Below are 16,573 nucleotides of genomic sequence, written 5' to 3' on the forward strand. Positions count from 1 at the left end.
CTGCCTTTTTGTTTATCGGATGATCAACGCTCTATTTATCAAATACACTGCCCTGCTCCAACGTGATATCTTCATCATGTTGTTGCATACGCCACGGCAAGCTATCTGGCGAGACATTCAAGAAATGTAGGTACTTCTCAAACTGATCAATAATATCATTAATCACCGACTCTGATTGATACCCATATAAGTCATAAGTTTGGCCACCACGGCGCAGATATACCTCAGCACGATGGTGATGCTCTTGTGGTAATTCATTGGCCATATCTTCTGTATAGTAGTCAGGAATCTCATGCTCTGACAAACGAACCTCGTACCAGAACTCCACGTTATCGCCACGTCTTAATTCCAATACAGCACGGTCATTGACCTCATCATAATTAACATCTGGCAACCAACCCGTTTCGGCAAACTTCTCTGCCACCTCATTCATCGATGATAGAACCGTGCCTTTGATATAACCCAGCACTTTATCGCGCGTTGGCTGATTGGTCATATAATCAATACGGTCACGCCACGCGTCTAGCTTTAGTAGATGTGGCGGCAGATGATTGTCATTGGCTAGGCTCTGATTGCGATGCCCCTCAATCCGTAGCGCGCGCCACATACCAAATGTCGAAATCAAGATAATGACCGCAAACGGTAAGGCACTGACGATAGCGGCTGTTTGCAACGCGCTTAGACCACCCGCGATGAGTAAAACTGCAGCGACGGCCCCTTCCGTGATTACCCAAAACGAACGTTGCCACCATGGCGTGTCACTACGTCCACCTGCAGCGAGCGAGTCAATCACTAATGACCCTGAATCAGATGAGGTCACAAAAAAGGTAATAATCAGTACTACTGTTAATGACGAGACAATCTGAGTGAAGGGTAAGTTTTCTAACAATTTAAATAAGGCTATCGCTTGGTTGTTTTGCACCTCACTAATCAAGGCGTCATAACCATCGACCATAATCATGTGTAGCGCGGTATCACCAAATACTGAAAACCAAAAGAAAGTAAATAGTGTTGGTACTAACATTACGCCCAGCACAAACTCACGAATGGTGCGACCACGACTGATTTTGGCAATAAACAACCCAACAAAAGGCGCCCATGCAATCGTCCATGCAAAGATAAATAGTGTCCAGCTACCGATCCAATCACTCGATTGATAGGCTTGCAGGCTAAAGGTACGCTCAACGATATTACCCAAATAGCTGCCTGTATTTTCCATAAAGGCATTGAGTATAAAAACAGTCGGGCCAACGATGAAGACAAATAGCATCAATGCCGTTGCTAACAACATGTTTAAGATAGACAAGCGCTTTACGCCTTTGTCCATCCCAGCTAACACAGAGACCAAGGCAGCGGCTGTTACCAAAGCAATGATGATAACTTGCACCGTGGTATTCACTGGCACCATATCTGGTAGCAGATAGTTTAAACCGGCGTTAATTTGCGCCACTGACAGCCCTAAACTGGTAGCGATACCAAACATCGTACCCACAATCGCAAACACATCGACGGTATGACCAATAGGGCCGTAGATTTTGTCACCGATTAATGGATATAGCGTTGAGCGTACTGACAATGGCAAACCATGACGAAAGGAGAAATACGCCAGCGACAAACCTACCACGCCATAAATTGCCCAAATATGAAAACCCCAGTGGAAATAAGCAATTTGCATGGCTTCTTTTGCAGCCTCAATCGTCTGCGGCGTGGACAGCGGCGGACTGGCAAAATGCAACACAGGCTCTGCCACTCCATAGAACAATAACGCGATACCGTACCCTGCGGAAAACAGCATGGCGAACCATTCAAGGAACTTATACTCAGCCTCGGCATGGTCAGGACCCAGCTTAATACTGCCATAAGACGAAAACGCTAAAGCAATAATAAACATCAAAAATATGGCAACTGCCAACATATAAAACCAACCGAAAGTATCGGTGGTAAATGCCAGTACGGTACTAAATAGCTCGCCAGCAGCTACTGGATTAATCGCTGTGCCAATGACCAATAACAGCATAATGGTGGCGGCTGGTACAAATACTGGCAGCAAAATGGTAGAGCGAGGTAATTTACTCATAAAAAGTGATGTCCTCAAATTAATGCAGCGTTATTAAATATAAAGGTTGTTGGTAAACACAATGTAGAACCGGTGCGCCCAACAAAATATAATTTGTACCACACTCTTTGCCTCAACCCCAGATGTACCTTTCACTTGTAACACTACTTTAACGAATGTTACATGACTATTACCAAGCAATAAAAAAGGCCGCTTGTTAGCCGCCTAATTATAATTATCAAGAAACGCTTAATACCTAACGCGCAAAGTTGCTTTACCAAGTAATAAAACGGTGTTCTTGTCTTATAAAGTAGAAATCACTGCAGCAAGTTGTTTAGCCGTCTCAGCCAATTTTCCATGATTTGCCTGCGTCACTGCATGACGGCCTAGCTCATGAATGCTTGATGGAATCAGATGCACGTGATAATGAAAGACGGTCTGCCCTGCTTGTGACCCATTCAACTGCATCTGGATAACACCTTCACGCTCAAATAATTGACGCTGTGCTTGCACGATCTTTTTAGAGGTCATTAATACTGCTGCGGCATATTCTGGCTCCAAATCACCTAAATCAACGGCTTTTTGCTTGGGGATAACCAACACGTGACCTTCTGCTTGCGGCATGATGTCCATAAAGGCGAGCGTTTTATCATCTTCATATACTTTATGATAGGGAATATCACCGTCTAGCATTTTGGCAAAAATATTACTGTCGTCATAATTAGTCGGTTGATTGGCTTGTGTCATTATTTTTTCCTTTGATTGTTTGATTGTTTGATTATCAGTATTGAATACAATGTCTGTCATATAGTGGACGAATTATGGGTTAAGCACAAGTTACCATAATGGCTATCTGTAATTGCCTATCCATCCAAATTGTCGAAGCAAACCTTCACCTCTTGAAGCCATTAATTTATTGGCGAGGTGCCTACTATAAATGTTATATTAATAGCCTATTTTGCTGACACGACGTTTATGGATTTGCCTACCTTGCCGACTCACTCATTTACAGCCAACGACTCTTATTCAGACCCTCATAATACAGAATCTGCCTCTGGCAATACTGGCACCCCTGCTATGAATAATAGCGGTGTAGAGAACGAATCTGCGGTTGATAATAACAGTCAAAAGATAGATTCCAATGCGATTATCTTGGCAGAAGCACTAAGCGATAAAACGATCAGCTGGCGTATCCATAACTGTAAAATTATTAAGAAGATTATCACCCAAGATCTGCCGCTGCCATTCTTATATCATTACGACAGCCTAGAAGACAGTATCAAAGCAACTTATCCGCTGACGCCCAAATTGCTGGCGCAGTTTAATACGCCTATGACGGCTGTTGAGGCGGCGAAATTTATCGGTATTGATAAAGCGCTGATAACTAGCCCTTGGCATGTCAAAGTCATTGGCTCGTTGGTGGTGTTTAGCGAGGCGCTACAATTGGCGGTACGCTTGCATTGGACCAATACTGGTAAAGACACCCAGCAGATTTATACACAGAATGAAGCGGACGCTATCACTGCAGCCTTTAAAGACTGGCAGTTTTTTGGTCGCGTTGATATCCTATATAAAAATACCAAACAGACCTTAATCAGTATCGATGAACATGGCACAACTGAAGCGCCGCTACTGACTATTGAGGCCAGCGCTGATTACCAACAATTATTAGCCACGCATGCATTGACGGTCATTGCCAAATTAGAAGCTGACAAAACCGAGTTACCATGGTTTGATGATGCTATCTTAGCGCGTCTTGAGTAGCGAGTATGTTGTCTCATATTGATCGATTGTTTATTGCCCCATTATTTTTAGTTACTCATAGCTAATGGTATGGTAACGAATTAGTATTATTCACTAGTACTCACTCTACATAAAAAGCACACTATCGGCATCACAGCTGATGCTGCACACGTTCATAAATCTCGCTTATTTGTAAGGAATATCACATGGATTATCGCTCAAAAACATCTACTGGTGGTCGTAATATGGCAGGTGCACGTGCCCTATGGCGTGCAACAGGTATGACTGACGGCGACTTTGGCAAACCAATTATTGCAATTGCCAACTCCTTTACCCAGTTTGTACCCGGTCATGTGCATCTAAAAGACCTCGGGCAAATGGTGGCGCGTGAGATTGAAAAAGCGGGCGGCGTCGCAAAAGAGTTTAATACCATTGCGGTAGATGACGGTATTGCCATGGGTCATAGCGGTATGTTGTATTCACTACCGAGTCGCGACTTGATTGCCGATTCTGTTGAATACATGGTCAATGCGCATTGCGCCGATGCCCTAGTTTGCATTTCTAATTGCGATAAAATCACCCCTGGTATGTTGATGGCCGCAATGCGCCTTAATATTCCCGTGGTATTTATTTCAGGTGGGCCGATGGAAGCGGGCAAAATTTTGGCCAGTACAGTCGGTAAAAGTCACAATAATGAAGACAGTAACGGCAGCGCCGTTCGTAAGCTGGATCTCGTCGATGCGATGATGGATGCCGCTGATGACAGCATTAGTGATGAAGATGTCGCCGCTATTGAAGCTTCAGCCTGCCCGACTTGTGGCTCATGCTCAGGTATGTTCACGGCCAACTCGATGAACTGCTTGACCGAAGCGTTAGGACTGGCATTACCGGGTAATGGCTCGCTGTTGGCTACTCATTCGCTGCGTCGTGAATTATTTTTAGAAGCGGGTCGCACCATCGTCTCATTAGCCAAGCGTCGCTATGAGCAAGATGATGATTCGGTATTACCGCGCTCAATCGCCAGTAAGGCAGCTTTTGAAAATGCGATGACTCTAGATATCGCCATGGGTGGCTCGACCAATACTATTTTGCATTTATTGGCAGCCGCCAACGAAGCGGAAGTTGATTTTAAAATGTCAGATATCGATCGCCTGAGTCGCGGTGTACCTTGTCTGGCAAAAGTTGCGCCTGCCTCGCAAAAGTACCATATGGAAGATGTGCATCGTGCTGGTGGTGTCTTTGCATTACTAGCCGAGCTTGATCGTGCCGGATTATTGAAGACTGACGTGCCGACCATCCATAGTGAGACGATGAAAGCAGCGATTGATAAATGGGACATCATGAACCCTGACAATACTGAGGCACGTGCGCGTTATATCGCCGCGCCTGGTGGCGTGCGCACGACTGAGGCGTTTTCTCAGTCAAAAGAATGGTCAAACCTTGACGTCAACCGTGAGTCAGGCTGTATCCGCAGTGCCCAGCATGCTTATTCAACCGATGGTGGCCTTGCTGTACTATACGGCAATATTGCAGAGCGTGGCTGCGTGGTCAAAACCGCTGGTGTCGATGAAAGCATCTTAGTTTTCACAGGGCGCGCGCGACTCTTTGAATCACAAGATGATGCTGTCGCCGCCGTTCTTGATGATCAAATTGTTGCAGGTGATGTTGTCATCATCCGCTATGAAGGCCCGAAAGGCGGCCCTGGTATGCAAGAAATGCTGTATCCAACGACTTACCTGAAGTCAAAAGGCTTGGGTAAAGAATGCGCCCTACTCACCGATGGTCGTTTCTCTGGTGGTACATCTGGGCTCTCAATCGGTCATGCCAGCCCTGAAGCGGCTGAAGGCGGAGCCATTGGTCTGGTTGAAGAAGGCGATACCATCCATATCGACATTCCTAATCGTACGATTAACATGCAAGTCAGTGATGCCGATTTGGCCATTCGCCGCGAAGCGATGGAAGCTCGCGGACGCGATGCGTGGAAACCTGTCAGCCGTGAGCGTCATGTTTCTCCTGCCCTACGTGCTTATGCAGCAATGACTACCAGTGCTGATACTGGTGCGGTGCGCGATGTGAGCCAAGTGGAGCGCTAAGCTAAAAACCTTACCTAGCATTTTTTAGAATATTTTTACTAGAATTATCCTAAGCCTGAATACTAAAAAAGCCTGCGTGATGCAGGCTTTTTTAGTATTCAGGCTTTTTTTTCACCAAAAAACAACGTAGTCACTATTCTGATAACGTTTTTTTGTAGTAATAAAAAATTTTTACCGTCATTATTAATGAGCTAATAAATACCCTCTAACCTCAAAAATTTAAACCCTATGACACAGTGTGTAGCAAACCTATGATTGAAAACTATAATTTATTCTTATTGGTCTGTGGCATCACCTTTTTATTAGGGGCGTTGTTTCCTATTATCTTTAAGCGCACGCCTATCTCCTTACCTATGTTGCAAGTCAGCTTTGGTCTGCTGATGGGTTATTATTGGACGACATTATCATTTTTAAATCCGCTTGATAATGGTTTAATCGTCGAGAAATTAACCGAGATTGTGGTGTTGGTCTCTTTGGTTGGCGCGGGTATCAAGATTGACACTAAGTTGTCTTGGCGATTGTGGCGCCCGACTGTCCGTCTGTTGCTTATCACTATGCCAATTGGCATCTTTGCTATGGCGGCCTTGGGTTATTATGCTTTTGGTCTCAGTATGGGTGCAGCAATCTTACTGGGCGCGGTACTGGCACCGACTGATCCCGTATTGGCCTCTAGCATTCAAGTAGGACCACCGAACACAGGCGGTGAAGATACGCCGCGCTTCACCCTAACCTCAGAAGCTGGATTAAACGATGGGCTGGCTTTTCCATTTGTTTATTTGGCGATTAAAATAGCAGAGGCTTTTAGCGAAGGTCAGCGTTTTACGGGTGAGATGCTCTGGTCGTGGTTTACTCATGACGTACTGTGGAAAATTGGCGCCGGCTTGGTAGTCGGTATCATCGTCGGTAAACTGTTAGCAAAATTGGTGTTTTCAAAGTACAGCCACGAAACCACCATTTCTCAAGGTTATTTGGTGATTGCGCTAACACTACTGGCCTATGGTTTAGCAGAATTGGTACATAGCTATGGTTTTATTGCGGTATTCATCGCAGCATTTGCTTTTCGTCGTTCAGAGCATGAACACAGTTACCATAACAAGCTGCATGACTTTGCAGAGCAATCAGAAGGCTTGCTGATGTCACTCGTGCTCGTCACTTTTGGGATGTTTCTCGGTCAAGGGTTACAGTCGGGTGTTGAGCTAACATGGCGTGTCTATATCGTCAGCTTTACTTTTTTATTATTGATACGTCCGATTGGCGGCTTCATTGCCCTGTCTGGGCTAAACTTGCCACACACTGAAAAATATGCCATCTCTGCATTGGGCATCCGCGGTATTGGTACCTTATATTATTTATCTTACGCGCTCAATCAAGGTTTTTTTGGTGAGGAAGATGCGCTCAAATTATGGGTCGTCTGCTCGATTGTGATTCTGGCTTCAATCTTTATCCATGGCCTCAGTGCCACAAAGTTGCTTAAAATGACGCCGAAAAAACCACATTAACCCTCACCCCAATACGGATAAATCAACAGTGATTATGATCACTCTGTATCTTTATGGCGCTAGGATTTTATTGTCCAACAAGTCAAACACAGCTTCGGTTAGGGCAAACTGACGAACATCGTTGAGCATCGTGGTATCAAAGTTATGAATAAAGGCAAAGGATAACTGCCGCGCAGGATCACACCACGCAACCGAACCGTTATAACCCATATGACCAAAGCTCGCTTGAGTATCAGCACAAATACTGAGTAGTCGATGATAACCCAAGCGCCAATCCATATTCGATGGCATGACAGCATCTAGCCCTGTGACTTGCGGTTTGGCTAGCGCCTCAAAAGTGGCGCTATCAATGAGCGTGCGCCCCTCCCATTGCCCGCCATTAGCCAACATCGCATAGATAGTGGCTAGTGCCTGCGCTGAGGCAACACCGTTGGCCGCTGGAATGGCTGCCTGTAACGTCTCACGCTGGTAATAGTCAATAGGTTGCTTATTAGCAGGTATGAGCGCCGCTTTGTAATTTCTTAGATTCAGCTTGCTCGTATTGAAATACAAACCATTAATATGAGCCGTGTCTAGTATAGTCAAATTGTTTTGCTCATCACCCTGAATTGTATTTGCCGTTTTTTTATTTGCTAGTGTGTGCTGCTGCCAACACCCATAACTGGGTAGATTTGCATACGTTTTTAATGTCTCTGCTGAGTCTGCTTTTATCGTAGGTTTATGACGCCTATTACCTAACTGTGAGCTGTCCTCATTTGACCCAGCAAAGTTTTTGGCCAGCATCGCCACTTGGTCTACTTTGCTAGCGGGTACGCCGAAATAACAACTGTCTGCGATACCCAGTGGTTCAGTCAAATAATGCCGCAGCGCCTCAGCCAATGACAGCTCAGTCACCGCTTCTATCACGCCGCCTAATACCCAGCCATAGACTAAGGCACTATACGCGCTGTCGTATAACTCGGCATCTTCAGGTGCAGTGACTGACATCGCAGCGACTTTACTAAGCATCAACTGCCAATCGAGCAACTCTTCACTGTCCGCATCAATACTCTGAATAGAGAATAAATTGGCTTGATGCGACATAACATGGCGTAGCGTAATATCACCTTTATGCTGGGCAGCAAATGCGGGCCAATAGCTGGCAATCGGCTCATCATAAGCAAGTAACTGCTGCGCAACCAATACATGCACCAGCGTTGCCAATACGCCCTTACCCGTCGAAAAATTAAGCGATAAAGTATCAGGACTCCATGACAAATCCGCGCGCGCCAGCCCTACGCTCGCTTGAGCGATACATTTACCATCCTGATAGACAACCACTGCACCGCCAGCAGGCGCATCATCAAGCTGTAAATCGGTAAGCATTCGCTGCAAACGTTGCTGAAGCTCGCTATCGGTTTGCTCGTTAGGGTTTTGATTGGTTTTATTATTGTTGTCGCTCATGGTTGCTTTACTCCATTCTTTATAATTATGACAGGTCATTGAAACTTCAAGATTTTAAAACGCCTTAGCGCCTTAATCTTAAGCATTTATATACTACGGCATTTATAAAATACCAATAAATTATTTAATAATAAAAAAGGCCACCTATTGGTCGCCTTTTTTATTACTTCTCTTCATGCTTTAGCGCGGTACTAACAAACGCTTATAAACTTCGTCTTCAAGCTTCGTCAAACCATGACCGCGACCACGCTCCATAGCCGTATCCATCTTACGCCCGCGTAGCCAACCTGCCCGCAGAGCAATCGCTGCACCTACTCTATTGCCAGAGCCACAGTGCAACGCTGTTTTTTTGCCATGATGTTGGCGTAAGATATTATCAAACGCCAATATCTTAAGCTGCTTTAAATCTGCAGCGCCGCTAATAGCCAGCTGCTCATAGTGCATGCCTGCCCGCTCAACCGCTGCTGCTTCATCAAAGCTCAACTCGTCATCAGGTTGTAAGTTAATGACTAGCTCAACCCCAGCTTCGGCCAAAGCCGCCACTTTTTCCTCATCGAGCGCACCGCACACAATGGTATTTGCATCAGGGCGAAAGTAAGGGACGAAAATAGTGGCAAGATCGACACCATTATCACAAGCGCTGATGTCAATAGTAGCGCTGTCAGTCGCAGCGTAATCGTTCGCAGCGACTGTGTCAGCTGCTGCCGAGCGATCAGAATGTACGGTACTGGTTACTTTTTTTTGTGAAGTCATAATGTCAAATGTGTTCGTTAAGTGTGGCTATTGAGATAAAAGCGTCTTAGCTTACTGGTTGTCATTTTGTCGACAGTTAATTAGCGGTCACTCTGCAATTTAATAACACCTGCCAGATGTGGCTTGTCGTTTTTAGAGCTATATAAGCCAAATTCACAAGTATCGTCTGCATTGTCAAGCTGCGCGACTGGATCAGCGATAAGCTCTACTTCAGCGGGCAAAAAGATAGGCAACTTAAATGACACATCAACCGTACAAGCATCAGGTAGCTCGTCCATCATGGCAAGACATTTGGCCTTTGACCACATACCGTGAGCAATCGCTTTAGGAAAACCAAACGCGCGTGCTGATAATGGATGCAGATGGATAAGGTTGAAGTCACCTGAAACAAAAGCATAACGACGACCAATGTCTTCTGGCACTTCAAAGATGCTATGCACACCGTCTGCGTTCACTGCTGGCTTCACGGTTACTGGACGCGGGCTGCTTTTATTATCTTTTTTGCTACTGTCCGATTTTTTGCTACGTGACAGATAGGTTGACGTCCCTTCCCAAATGACTTCGTCCTCTGACTTGACCGTCGTCACAAAGTCAAACTGTTGACCTTGAGCATGATCACGCAAGTTATCGAACTTCACTGCCATGGCGACAGTCTCACGCTCACCGATAGGACGGTACTGAGTCACGCTATTATCCACATGTACCAGACCTAGCATGGCAAACGGGAATGGCTCTTTGACCATCATATTCATCTGTAAGGTCTGCGATAAGACCGAAAAATACGTTACAGGCACTTTGCCATTATCAGCAAAACCACAAATCTTACGGTAATCATCAAGATTGCTTTGATCGATGTGTAAGTCATCTACATAATAGGTCGCTTGCGGCAATTGGTCTTTACTGATTTTGCCACTATTGCCAATCGGCAATAAGCTTTTTACGATATTGGCGTAAGTCGTATGCGCTTTTGGCAACGCATCATAATGTTTGTCTGACATAATAAATCCTAAGTGTGGCTCAAGCTAATTTTCTTAGTGCATCTCGAGATGCTATGAAGTCGTTGATTAAGCTTATTGTTGAATGATGTTATAAGCGCTCTGCTCAATATCTTTAATGCATAGCGTTTTTCATACAAGGCAGCCGTTATATATAGATATTTTTTATACCTATTCCTTATATCTAGTATAGGCGCTTATCCCAACAAAAATCAATTGGGCTCATGGTTCCTGTGCTTTTATCATAAAGTTCCTGTGTTTTTATCATAAAAAAGCCACCCTTGGGCAGCTTTATTACAATTTATCAGCAATTCTTTCGTAAGTATATGTGAGGCACATAAAAAATTGTAAGTTATATCATGGATTTACCATGAGCAAATTCATCACCTATACCCACAAACGAATTAGGACTATGCACTCAAGGCTATGCACCTAGCAAGCTTTGACCACAAACGCGTACAATGTTGCCATTTAGACCGCCAGAAGCAGGAGATGCAAACCATGCGATAGTCTCAGCGACGTCGACTGGTAAGCCGCCTTGGCTCATTGAGTTCATACGGCGACCCGCTTCACGAATAGCAAATGGAATGGCTTCTGTCATTTGCGTTTCGATAAATCCTGGAGCAACAGCGTTGATAGTCATACCTTTAGCATTATCTTCTAACTGCTTGGCGGTGGCATCAACCAAGCCAATCACGCCTGCTTTTGAAGTGGCATAGTTGGTTTGACCCAAGTTACCCGCGATGCCTGAGATAGATGATACGCAAACGATACGCGCGTTTTCTTTTAGGACGTCATTGTCAAGCAAGTAGCGGTTCAGCTTAGCGATACTGCCTAAGTTGATATTGATGACCATGTCCCACTTTTTCTCATCCATTTTTGCCAAGGTTTTATCACGTGTCACGCCAGCGTTATGGATAATTGAGTCTAGACCGCCACGCTTTTGCGCTGCTTCTGCGATTTCTTTGCCCGCGTCGGCACTGGTGATGTCGACGGTTAAGACAGAGCCACTAATTTCGCTAGCGACTTTTTGCAAGTCAGCTTGCTGCTGCGGAACATCAAGGCAGATAACATGAGCCCCTTCACGAGCCAATACGCGCGCGATGGCTTCGCCGATACCGCGACTTGCGCCAGTGACTAGCATGGTTTTGCCGCCTAGAGGCTGTGTCCAATCGACATCGACGTTATCGCCTTTGCTGACGCGTACGACTTGTCCTGACACATAAGCTGAGCGCGCAGAAGTGAAAAAGCGTAGTGTCGAATCTAGATTTTGCTCAGCACCTTCTTCAACGTAGATAAGCTGTGCAGTAATACCACGCTTAAACTCTTTACCAACTGACTTCACAAAGCCTTCAAGCGCACGTTGTGCCAATGCTGCTTCGATATCAGTCGAGTTTTCTGGCGTACGGCCCACGATGATTACTCGACCTGATCGTTCTACGCGGCGAGCAACGGTGTGGAAGAATTCATACACTTCTTTAAGCTGGTCAGCATTACTGATATTACTGGCGTCAAAAAGCAAGACTTTAAATTTATCATCGCCGCCCGTATTGGCTTTTGCCTCAACACCCGCATCAGAAAGCGCATCTTTGATACCATCGCTGCTATTGACAAATACCTCGGCATGGACGTCTGACAAGATGCGGGCGATTGACTCACTCACGCTTTTGTCATCGCCAGCAGCGCGACCGACCAATACGCTACCGCGTACCAAGGGTTGACCACTATCAAAACGGTCAAGCTCTACCGGCATAGGCAAGCCTAAGTTTTTTGCGACTTTTTTACCAATAGAAGATTGAACAAAATCACCATAACGGTCTGACATAATATAGTTCCTATAACGAAAGGTTAAGATAAGAGTAAATGAAAAATGGAATTTGTCTTTTATAATCACTCATACGAACACCAACAAGTATAAAGACTCATCAGCATCATAATTATTTATATTTAGTAAATGGGTACAAAACTGCCTTAACTATACACTCACATGGTAAACAAGTCCAAAAGCCAAAAATGTCTATAACAATCTGTAAACAAGCCAGTATACAAGACAGTCTCTTTTTTTAGATTTAAAAATTGCTATCTTGTGCTAAAATCAGACCTATAAGTTATGGCAAATGCATTTATCGATAACAATATATTATCAAACGTGCCGTTATGCAATGCTAATAATCAATACTAGCCAGTCTACGAAAGTTATCATTCTAAGAAATACCATGACTGCCTCTATAGCTATCAGTGGACTGAGAGATTACTGAGCTTAAATAAGAGTCACATAGTTTGCTAAAGACATACAGTAAGGCAGCAAAAACGCCTTATGATACACAGCTAGACGGTACAATAAATGATAATATTTGTTCACTGCATTAAATCACTGAGTCATACTGCTGAGCAACTTAAGCAATATATTTTGATTAGTCACCCTTTTTAAGGGCTATTTTCTTTTTTTCTTCTGCCAATATTTTAAGGATAATATTATGAGTAATAAAAATAATCACCCTGAGAGCCCTGTTGTTGAAAGCACAGTCGTAAAGTCTACTGATAGCAAAGCAAACAATGCTAAGTCTGAAAATACCAAGTCAGACAATGCTAAGTCAGCAGATAGCGCTAAAAAAGACACTGCCGCTAATAAAACCAGCAGCACCGATAATAAAGCAACTACGGTCAAAACATCTGCTGTAAAAGATACTGACACTAAAAACACGAACACCAAAAGCACTGCCAGCGCAAAAGAAACGGATGATAAAGTCGATACTGCAGCTGCTAAAAAGACCGCCACTGCTGCTAAGAAATCAAGCACGAGCAAACTTACTTCAGGTCAAAACCGCGTTGCCATCCTAGGTGGTAACCGTATCCCATTTGCACGCTCAAATGGCTCATACGCAGACGTCAGCAACACAGACATGTTAACCGCTGCACTGAACGGTTTGGTTGAGCGCTTTAACTTACAAGATGAAAAAATCGGTGAAGTCGTTGCTGGTGCGGTCATGAAATTAAGCCGCGATATCAACTTAACGCGTGAAGCCACCTTAAACACTGCTCTAAACCCGCATACCCCAACTTATGACATCTCACAAGCTTGTGGTACTGGTTTGCAAGCAACATTCGCTTCTGCGAACAAAATCGCCCTTGGTATTATCGATTCAGCCATTACTGGTGGCGTAGATACCACCTCTGACGCACCTATCGCAGTTGGCGATGGCTTACGTAAGGTTCTTATCAAGCTAGGCGCTGCTAAAGACAACAAACAACGTCTAAAAGCATTGATGGGTTTAAATCCAAAAGACTTAATTGATTCACCACAAAACGGTGAGCCACGTACGGGTCTATCGATGGGCGACCATCAAGCCATCACAGCGCTTGAGTGGAATATCAGCCGTGAAGCACAAGATGAGCTTGCCTTTAACAGCCATCAAAACCTCGCACGCGCTTATGACAAGGGCTTCTTTGATGACTTGATCACCCCGTATAAAGGGTTGACTCGTGACAATAACTTGCGTCCGGACACTACCTTAGAAAAGTTAGCCAAATTAAAGCCTGTATTTGGCAAAAAGAACGCCAACCCAACCATGACGGCTGCTAACTCTACCCCGTTAACCGATGGTGCATCTTGTGTACTACTGGGTACAGATGAGTGGGCAAAAGAGCATGGTCTGAAGCCATTGGCTTATATCGTTCATCAAGAGACCGCCGCTGTTGATTTCATCGGTAAGTCTGGCACGACAGAAGGCTTATTAATGGCCCCTGCTTATGCTGTACCGCGTATGCTTGAGCGCGCTGGTCTGACGCTACAAGACTTTGACTTCTATGAAATTCATGAAGCCTTTGCTTCACAAGTGCTATCAACACTAGCGGCTTGGGAAGATGAGACCTTCTGTGAAGAGCGTCTAGGTCTTGACGCCCCACTAGGCTCTATCGATCGTAGCAAGCTCAACGTCAATGGCTCATCATTGGCGGCAGGTCATCCATTTGCTGCTACTGGTGGTCGTATCTTAGCCACTGCTGCTAAATTATTGGATCAAAAAGGCTCAGGTCGTGCACTTATCTCTATCTGTGCCGCTGGTGGTCAAGGCGTTACTTGTATCCTAGAAAAGTAATTTCCTAATTCATTTAGCTAACCAATAAAGCTTTACGTTTTAAACACCCTTTAGTCCACTGATTGAAGGGTGTTTTTTTATGTCTATAATTTACTGGTTAAAAATGCAAATTTAGTAAGCCATCAGCCAGCACACAATAATAAAACGTAGGCAATTCAAGGGCTCATCAGTAGATATGTTAAAGTAATGGTAATCAATAACAACCATAATACCATTTATCAGGAGCTTTCTATGAGCAAAACACCCTCAGCGATTGACCCCACCTCATTGACAGCGCAAGAGCGTAAGAAGCTTACCGCACCTGAACAAGGCAATTTCATCGATCGCATGGACAAAGACGTCTTTAATGATGAGCTGCGCCGCAAGATGCATCAAGACTTGATTGATACCTATGATGAAGAGCTTGAGAACGAGATCGATGATTACGTGCGGGACTTTCGTTTTGATGGTCGGGAGATGAGCGAGCAAGAAAAACTTGATCGCCGTATGTACTTTCAAGAGCTGGTACGGTTGCAGCGTGAGCTGATTAAATTACAAGATTGGGTGGTGGCTCGCGGTGAGCGTATTGTGGTGATATTTGAGGGTCGTGACTCTGCGGGTAAAGGTGGCGCTATCAAACGTATCACCCAGCGCTTAAACCCACGCGTTTGTAGAGTGGCCGCCCTACCTGCACCAACGGAACGTGAGCAATCACAATGGTATTTTCAGCGTTATGTGGCGCACTTGCCTGCTGCTGGTGAAATCGTACTGTTTGATCGTAGTTGGTATAACCGCGTCGGTGTCGAGCGTGTCATGGGGTTTTGTACGGATGCGCAGTATGAGGAGTTTTTTCAGTCGGTGCCCGAATTTGAACGTATGTTAGTACGCTCCGGCATTCGCTTGGTCAAATACTGGTTTTCGATTACTGATGATGAGCAACATTCGCGCTTTATGAGCCGCATTCATGATCCTCTTAAACAATGGAAGCTCTCAGCGATGGATCTGCAATCACGGCGGCGTTGGGAGGATTATACCAAGGCCAAAGAGACCATGTTCGAGCGTACTCATATCCCTGAAGCGCCATGGTGGGTGGTCGAAGGCAATAACAAAAAGCGTGCGAGGCTAAACTGTATTGCTCATCTGCTTGAGCAAATTCCTTATAAAGAGGTGCCGCGCGATGAGGTAGAATTGCCCGAGCGTAAACGCGATGATGAGTATTACCGTGAGCCGATTCCAGATGATATGTATGTACCCCCGCGTTATTAACCTGTCTTTTTGCTTTACTTAGTCGTACTTAATCCAGTCCTATTTTACTTAAAAAAATGCCGCCCTATATCTAAGGCGGCATTTTTTATCACATTATTTTTTTGAAACTCATTATTATTTCAACGGATAAGCGTGCGGATAGATATAGTCGAGGAATTTTAGAATCGCTACAAGGCGACCGACCGCAGATAGTACACTAAGTACATCTAGGGCGGGTAACACCGTAGCGGTTTAAAAGTGCTCTGACTATATACATGCTACATAGTATAAGTAGACTGTAAACTGTCAATCTTACCAGCCAATAAACGCTCGACTTCGTTTTTAATTCTTTGGCCTGCGATATCAGTACCAATCTGCACGGCAAAACCGGCTGGACGACCGCTTTGGGCTTTAGAATTAATCCATACCACCTTACCATTCATCGGTAAGCGCTCACTAGAATTGGGCAAAGTCACCGCAATAAACACCTCATCGCCCAAATTTTGCACGCGGTCAGAGGGAATAAATAATGCCCCATTATTGACAAAGGATAAATAGCTGGCGTACAACGTTTCGATATCTTCCATATGGCAGGTTAGAATCCCGCCACGCCCTGGCATTGCCATAGTCCGCTTCCTTTATAAATGAGGTTTGAGATATTTTTATGAGT

Annotated in this window: 12 protein-coding genes; 5 read left to right on the forward strand and 7 right to left on the reverse strand. The window is 44.7% G+C overall.

What is annotated here, in order from left to right; translation table 11 throughout:
* Window positions 1–31: 31 nt before the first annotated feature.
* Window positions 32–2,077, reverse strand: a complete 2,046-nt coding sequence (locus CXF65_RS03360) for a BCCT family transporter (RefSeq protein ID WP_025651811.1) — start codon at window positions 2,075–2,077, stop codon at window positions 32–34.
* A 282-nt stretch (window positions 2,078–2,359) separates the two neighbouring features.
* A complete protein-coding gene (locus tag CXF65_RS03365) occupies window positions 2,360–2,803 on the reverse strand; it encodes an HIT family protein (protein ID WP_101211024.1) in 444 nt (147 codons plus the stop codon).
* A gap of 228 nt (window positions 2,804–3,031) precedes the next feature.
* Here CXF65_RS03365 and CXF65_RS03370 point away from each other — a divergent pair, with 228 nt between their 5' ends.
* The 3 genes from CXF65_RS03370 (at window position 3,032) to CXF65_RS03380 (ending at window position 7,391) form a co-directional block, all read left to right on the forward strand.
* The gene (locus CXF65_RS03370; protein ID WP_101211025.1) at window positions 3,032–3,820 is read left to right on the forward strand and encodes a hypothetical protein; all 789 of its coding nucleotides are present in this window, start codon (window positions 3,032–3,034) and stop codon (window positions 3,818–3,820) included.
* A 185-nt stretch (window positions 3,821–4,005) separates the two neighbouring features.
* Window positions 4,006–5,892: a dihydroxy-acid dehydratase gene (gene ilvD / locus CXF65_RS03375; protein ID WP_101211026.1), complete on the forward strand. Its 1,887-nt coding sequence runs from the start codon at window positions 4,006–4,008 to the stop codon at window positions 5,890–5,892.
* Window positions 5,893–6,143: 251 nt separating this feature from the next.
* Window positions 6,144–7,391 carry a cation:proton antiporter gene (locus CXF65_RS03380; RefSeq protein WP_101211027.1) on the forward strand — a complete coding sequence of 416 codons (1,248 nt, stop codon included), beginning with the start codon at window positions 6,144–6,146 and terminating at the stop codon, window positions 7,389–7,391.
* 51 nt (window positions 7,392–7,442) lie between these two features.
* Here the strand turns inward: CXF65_RS03380 and CXF65_RS03385 are convergent, their stop codons facing one another.
* The 4 genes from CXF65_RS03385 to CXF65_RS03400 all read right to left on the reverse strand — a co-directional run bounded on the left by CXF65_RS03385 (window position 7,443) and on the right by CXF65_RS03400 (window position 12,407).
* Window positions 7,443–8,834: a serine hydrolase domain-containing protein gene (locus CXF65_RS03385; protein WP_101211038.1), complete on the reverse strand. Its 1,392-nt coding sequence runs from the start codon at window positions 8,832–8,834 to the stop codon at window positions 7,443–7,445.
* Between the two features lie 180 nt (window positions 8,835–9,014).
* Complete coding sequence (locus tag CXF65_RS03390; protein ID WP_227523189.1) at window positions 9,015–9,587, reverse strand: beta-lactamase hydrolase domain-containing protein; 573 nt, start codon at window positions 9,585–9,587, stop codon at window positions 9,015–9,017.
* A gap of 80 nt (window positions 9,588–9,667) precedes the next feature.
* Window positions 9,668–10,585 carry a MaoC family dehydratase gene (locus CXF65_RS03395; protein ID WP_101211029.1) on the reverse strand — a complete coding sequence of 306 codons (918 nt, stop codon included), beginning with the start codon at window positions 10,583–10,585 and terminating at the stop codon, window positions 9,668–9,670.
* Between the two features lie 421 nt (window positions 10,586–11,006).
* On the reverse strand, window positions 11,007–12,407 hold the full coding sequence (locus CXF65_RS03400; RefSeq protein ID WP_025651803.1) for a 3-oxoacyl-ACP reductase: 1,401 nt from the start codon (window positions 12,405–12,407) through the stop codon (window positions 11,007–11,009).
* 652 nt (window positions 12,408–13,059) lie between these two features.
* Between CXF65_RS03400 and CXF65_RS03405 the strand changes: the two genes are divergently transcribed.
* Together CXF65_RS03405 and ppk2 are read left to right on the forward strand one after the other, a co-directional pair.
* Window positions 13,060–14,679, forward strand: a complete 1,620-nt coding sequence (locus CXF65_RS03405) for an acetyl-CoA C-acetyltransferase (protein WP_101211030.1) — start codon at window positions 13,060–13,062, stop codon at window positions 14,677–14,679.
* 231 nt (window positions 14,680–14,910) lie between these two features.
* Complete coding sequence (gene ppk2 / locus CXF65_RS03410; RefSeq protein ID WP_264754722.1) at window positions 14,911–15,924, forward strand: polyphosphate kinase 2; 1,014 nt, start codon at window positions 14,911–14,913, stop codon at window positions 15,922–15,924.
* A 257-nt stretch (window positions 15,925–16,181) separates the two neighbouring features.
* On the opposite strand, the gene CXF65_RS03415 is transcribed toward ppk2, so the two are convergent.
* Window positions 16,182–16,529, reverse strand: a complete 348-nt coding sequence (locus tag CXF65_RS03415; protein WP_101211031.1) for a PilZ domain-containing protein — start codon at window positions 16,527–16,529, stop codon at window positions 16,182–16,184.
* Window positions 16,530–16,573: the final 44 nt, after the last annotated feature.

The organism is Psychrobacter sp. Sarcosine-3u-12, assembly GCF_002836005.1.
Taxonomy (GTDB): Bacteria; Pseudomonadota; Gammaproteobacteria; order Pseudomonadales; family Moraxellaceae; genus Psychrobacter; species Psychrobacter okhotskensis.

Excerpts from the sequence above, each read along its gene's own strand:
- ilvD (WP_101211026.1), top strand. The coding sequence starts at position 4,006 with ATGGATTATCGCTCAAAAACATCTACTGGTGGTCGTAATATGGCAGGT.
- CXF65_RS03380 (WP_101211027.1), top strand. The coding sequence starts at position 6,144 with ATGATTGAAAACTATAATTTATTCTTATTGGTCTGTGGCATCACCTTT.
- CXF65_RS03385 (WP_101211038.1), bottom strand. The coding sequence starts at position 8,834 with ATGAGCGACAACAATAATAAAACCAATCAAAACCCTAACGAGCAAACC.
- CXF65_RS03395 (WP_101211029.1), bottom strand. The coding sequence starts at position 10,585 with ATGTCAGACAAACATTATGATGCGTTGCCAAAAGCGCATACGACTTAC.
- CXF65_RS03365 (WP_101211024.1), bottom strand. The coding sequence starts at position 2,803 with ATGACACAAGCCAATCAACCGACTAATTATGACGACAGTAATATTTTT.
- CXF65_RS03400 (WP_025651803.1), bottom strand. The coding sequence starts at position 12,407 with ATGTCAGACCGTTATGGTGATTTTGTTCAATCTTCTATTGGTAAAAAA.
- CXF65_RS03405 (WP_101211030.1), top strand. The coding sequence starts at position 13,060 with ATGAGTAATAAAAATAATCACCCTGAGAGCCCTGTTGTTGAAAGCACA.
- ppk2 (WP_264754722.1), top strand. The coding sequence starts at position 14,911 with ATGAGCAAAACACCCTCAGCGATTGACCCCACCTCATTGACAGCGCAA.
- CXF65_RS03390 (WP_227523189.1), bottom strand. The coding sequence starts at position 9,587 with ATGACTTCACAAAAAAAAGTAACCAGTACCGTACATTCTGATCGCTCG.
- CXF65_RS03370 (WP_101211025.1), top strand. The coding sequence starts at position 3,032 with ATGGATTTGCCTACCTTGCCGACTCACTCATTTACAGCCAACGACTCT.
- CXF65_RS03360 (WP_025651811.1), bottom strand. The coding sequence starts at position 2,077 with ATGAGTAAATTACCTCGCTCTACCATTTTGCTGCCAGTATTTGTACCA.
- CXF65_RS03415 (WP_101211031.1), bottom strand. The coding sequence starts at position 16,529 with ATGGCAATGCCAGGGCGTGGCGGGATTCTAACCTGCCATATGGAAGAT.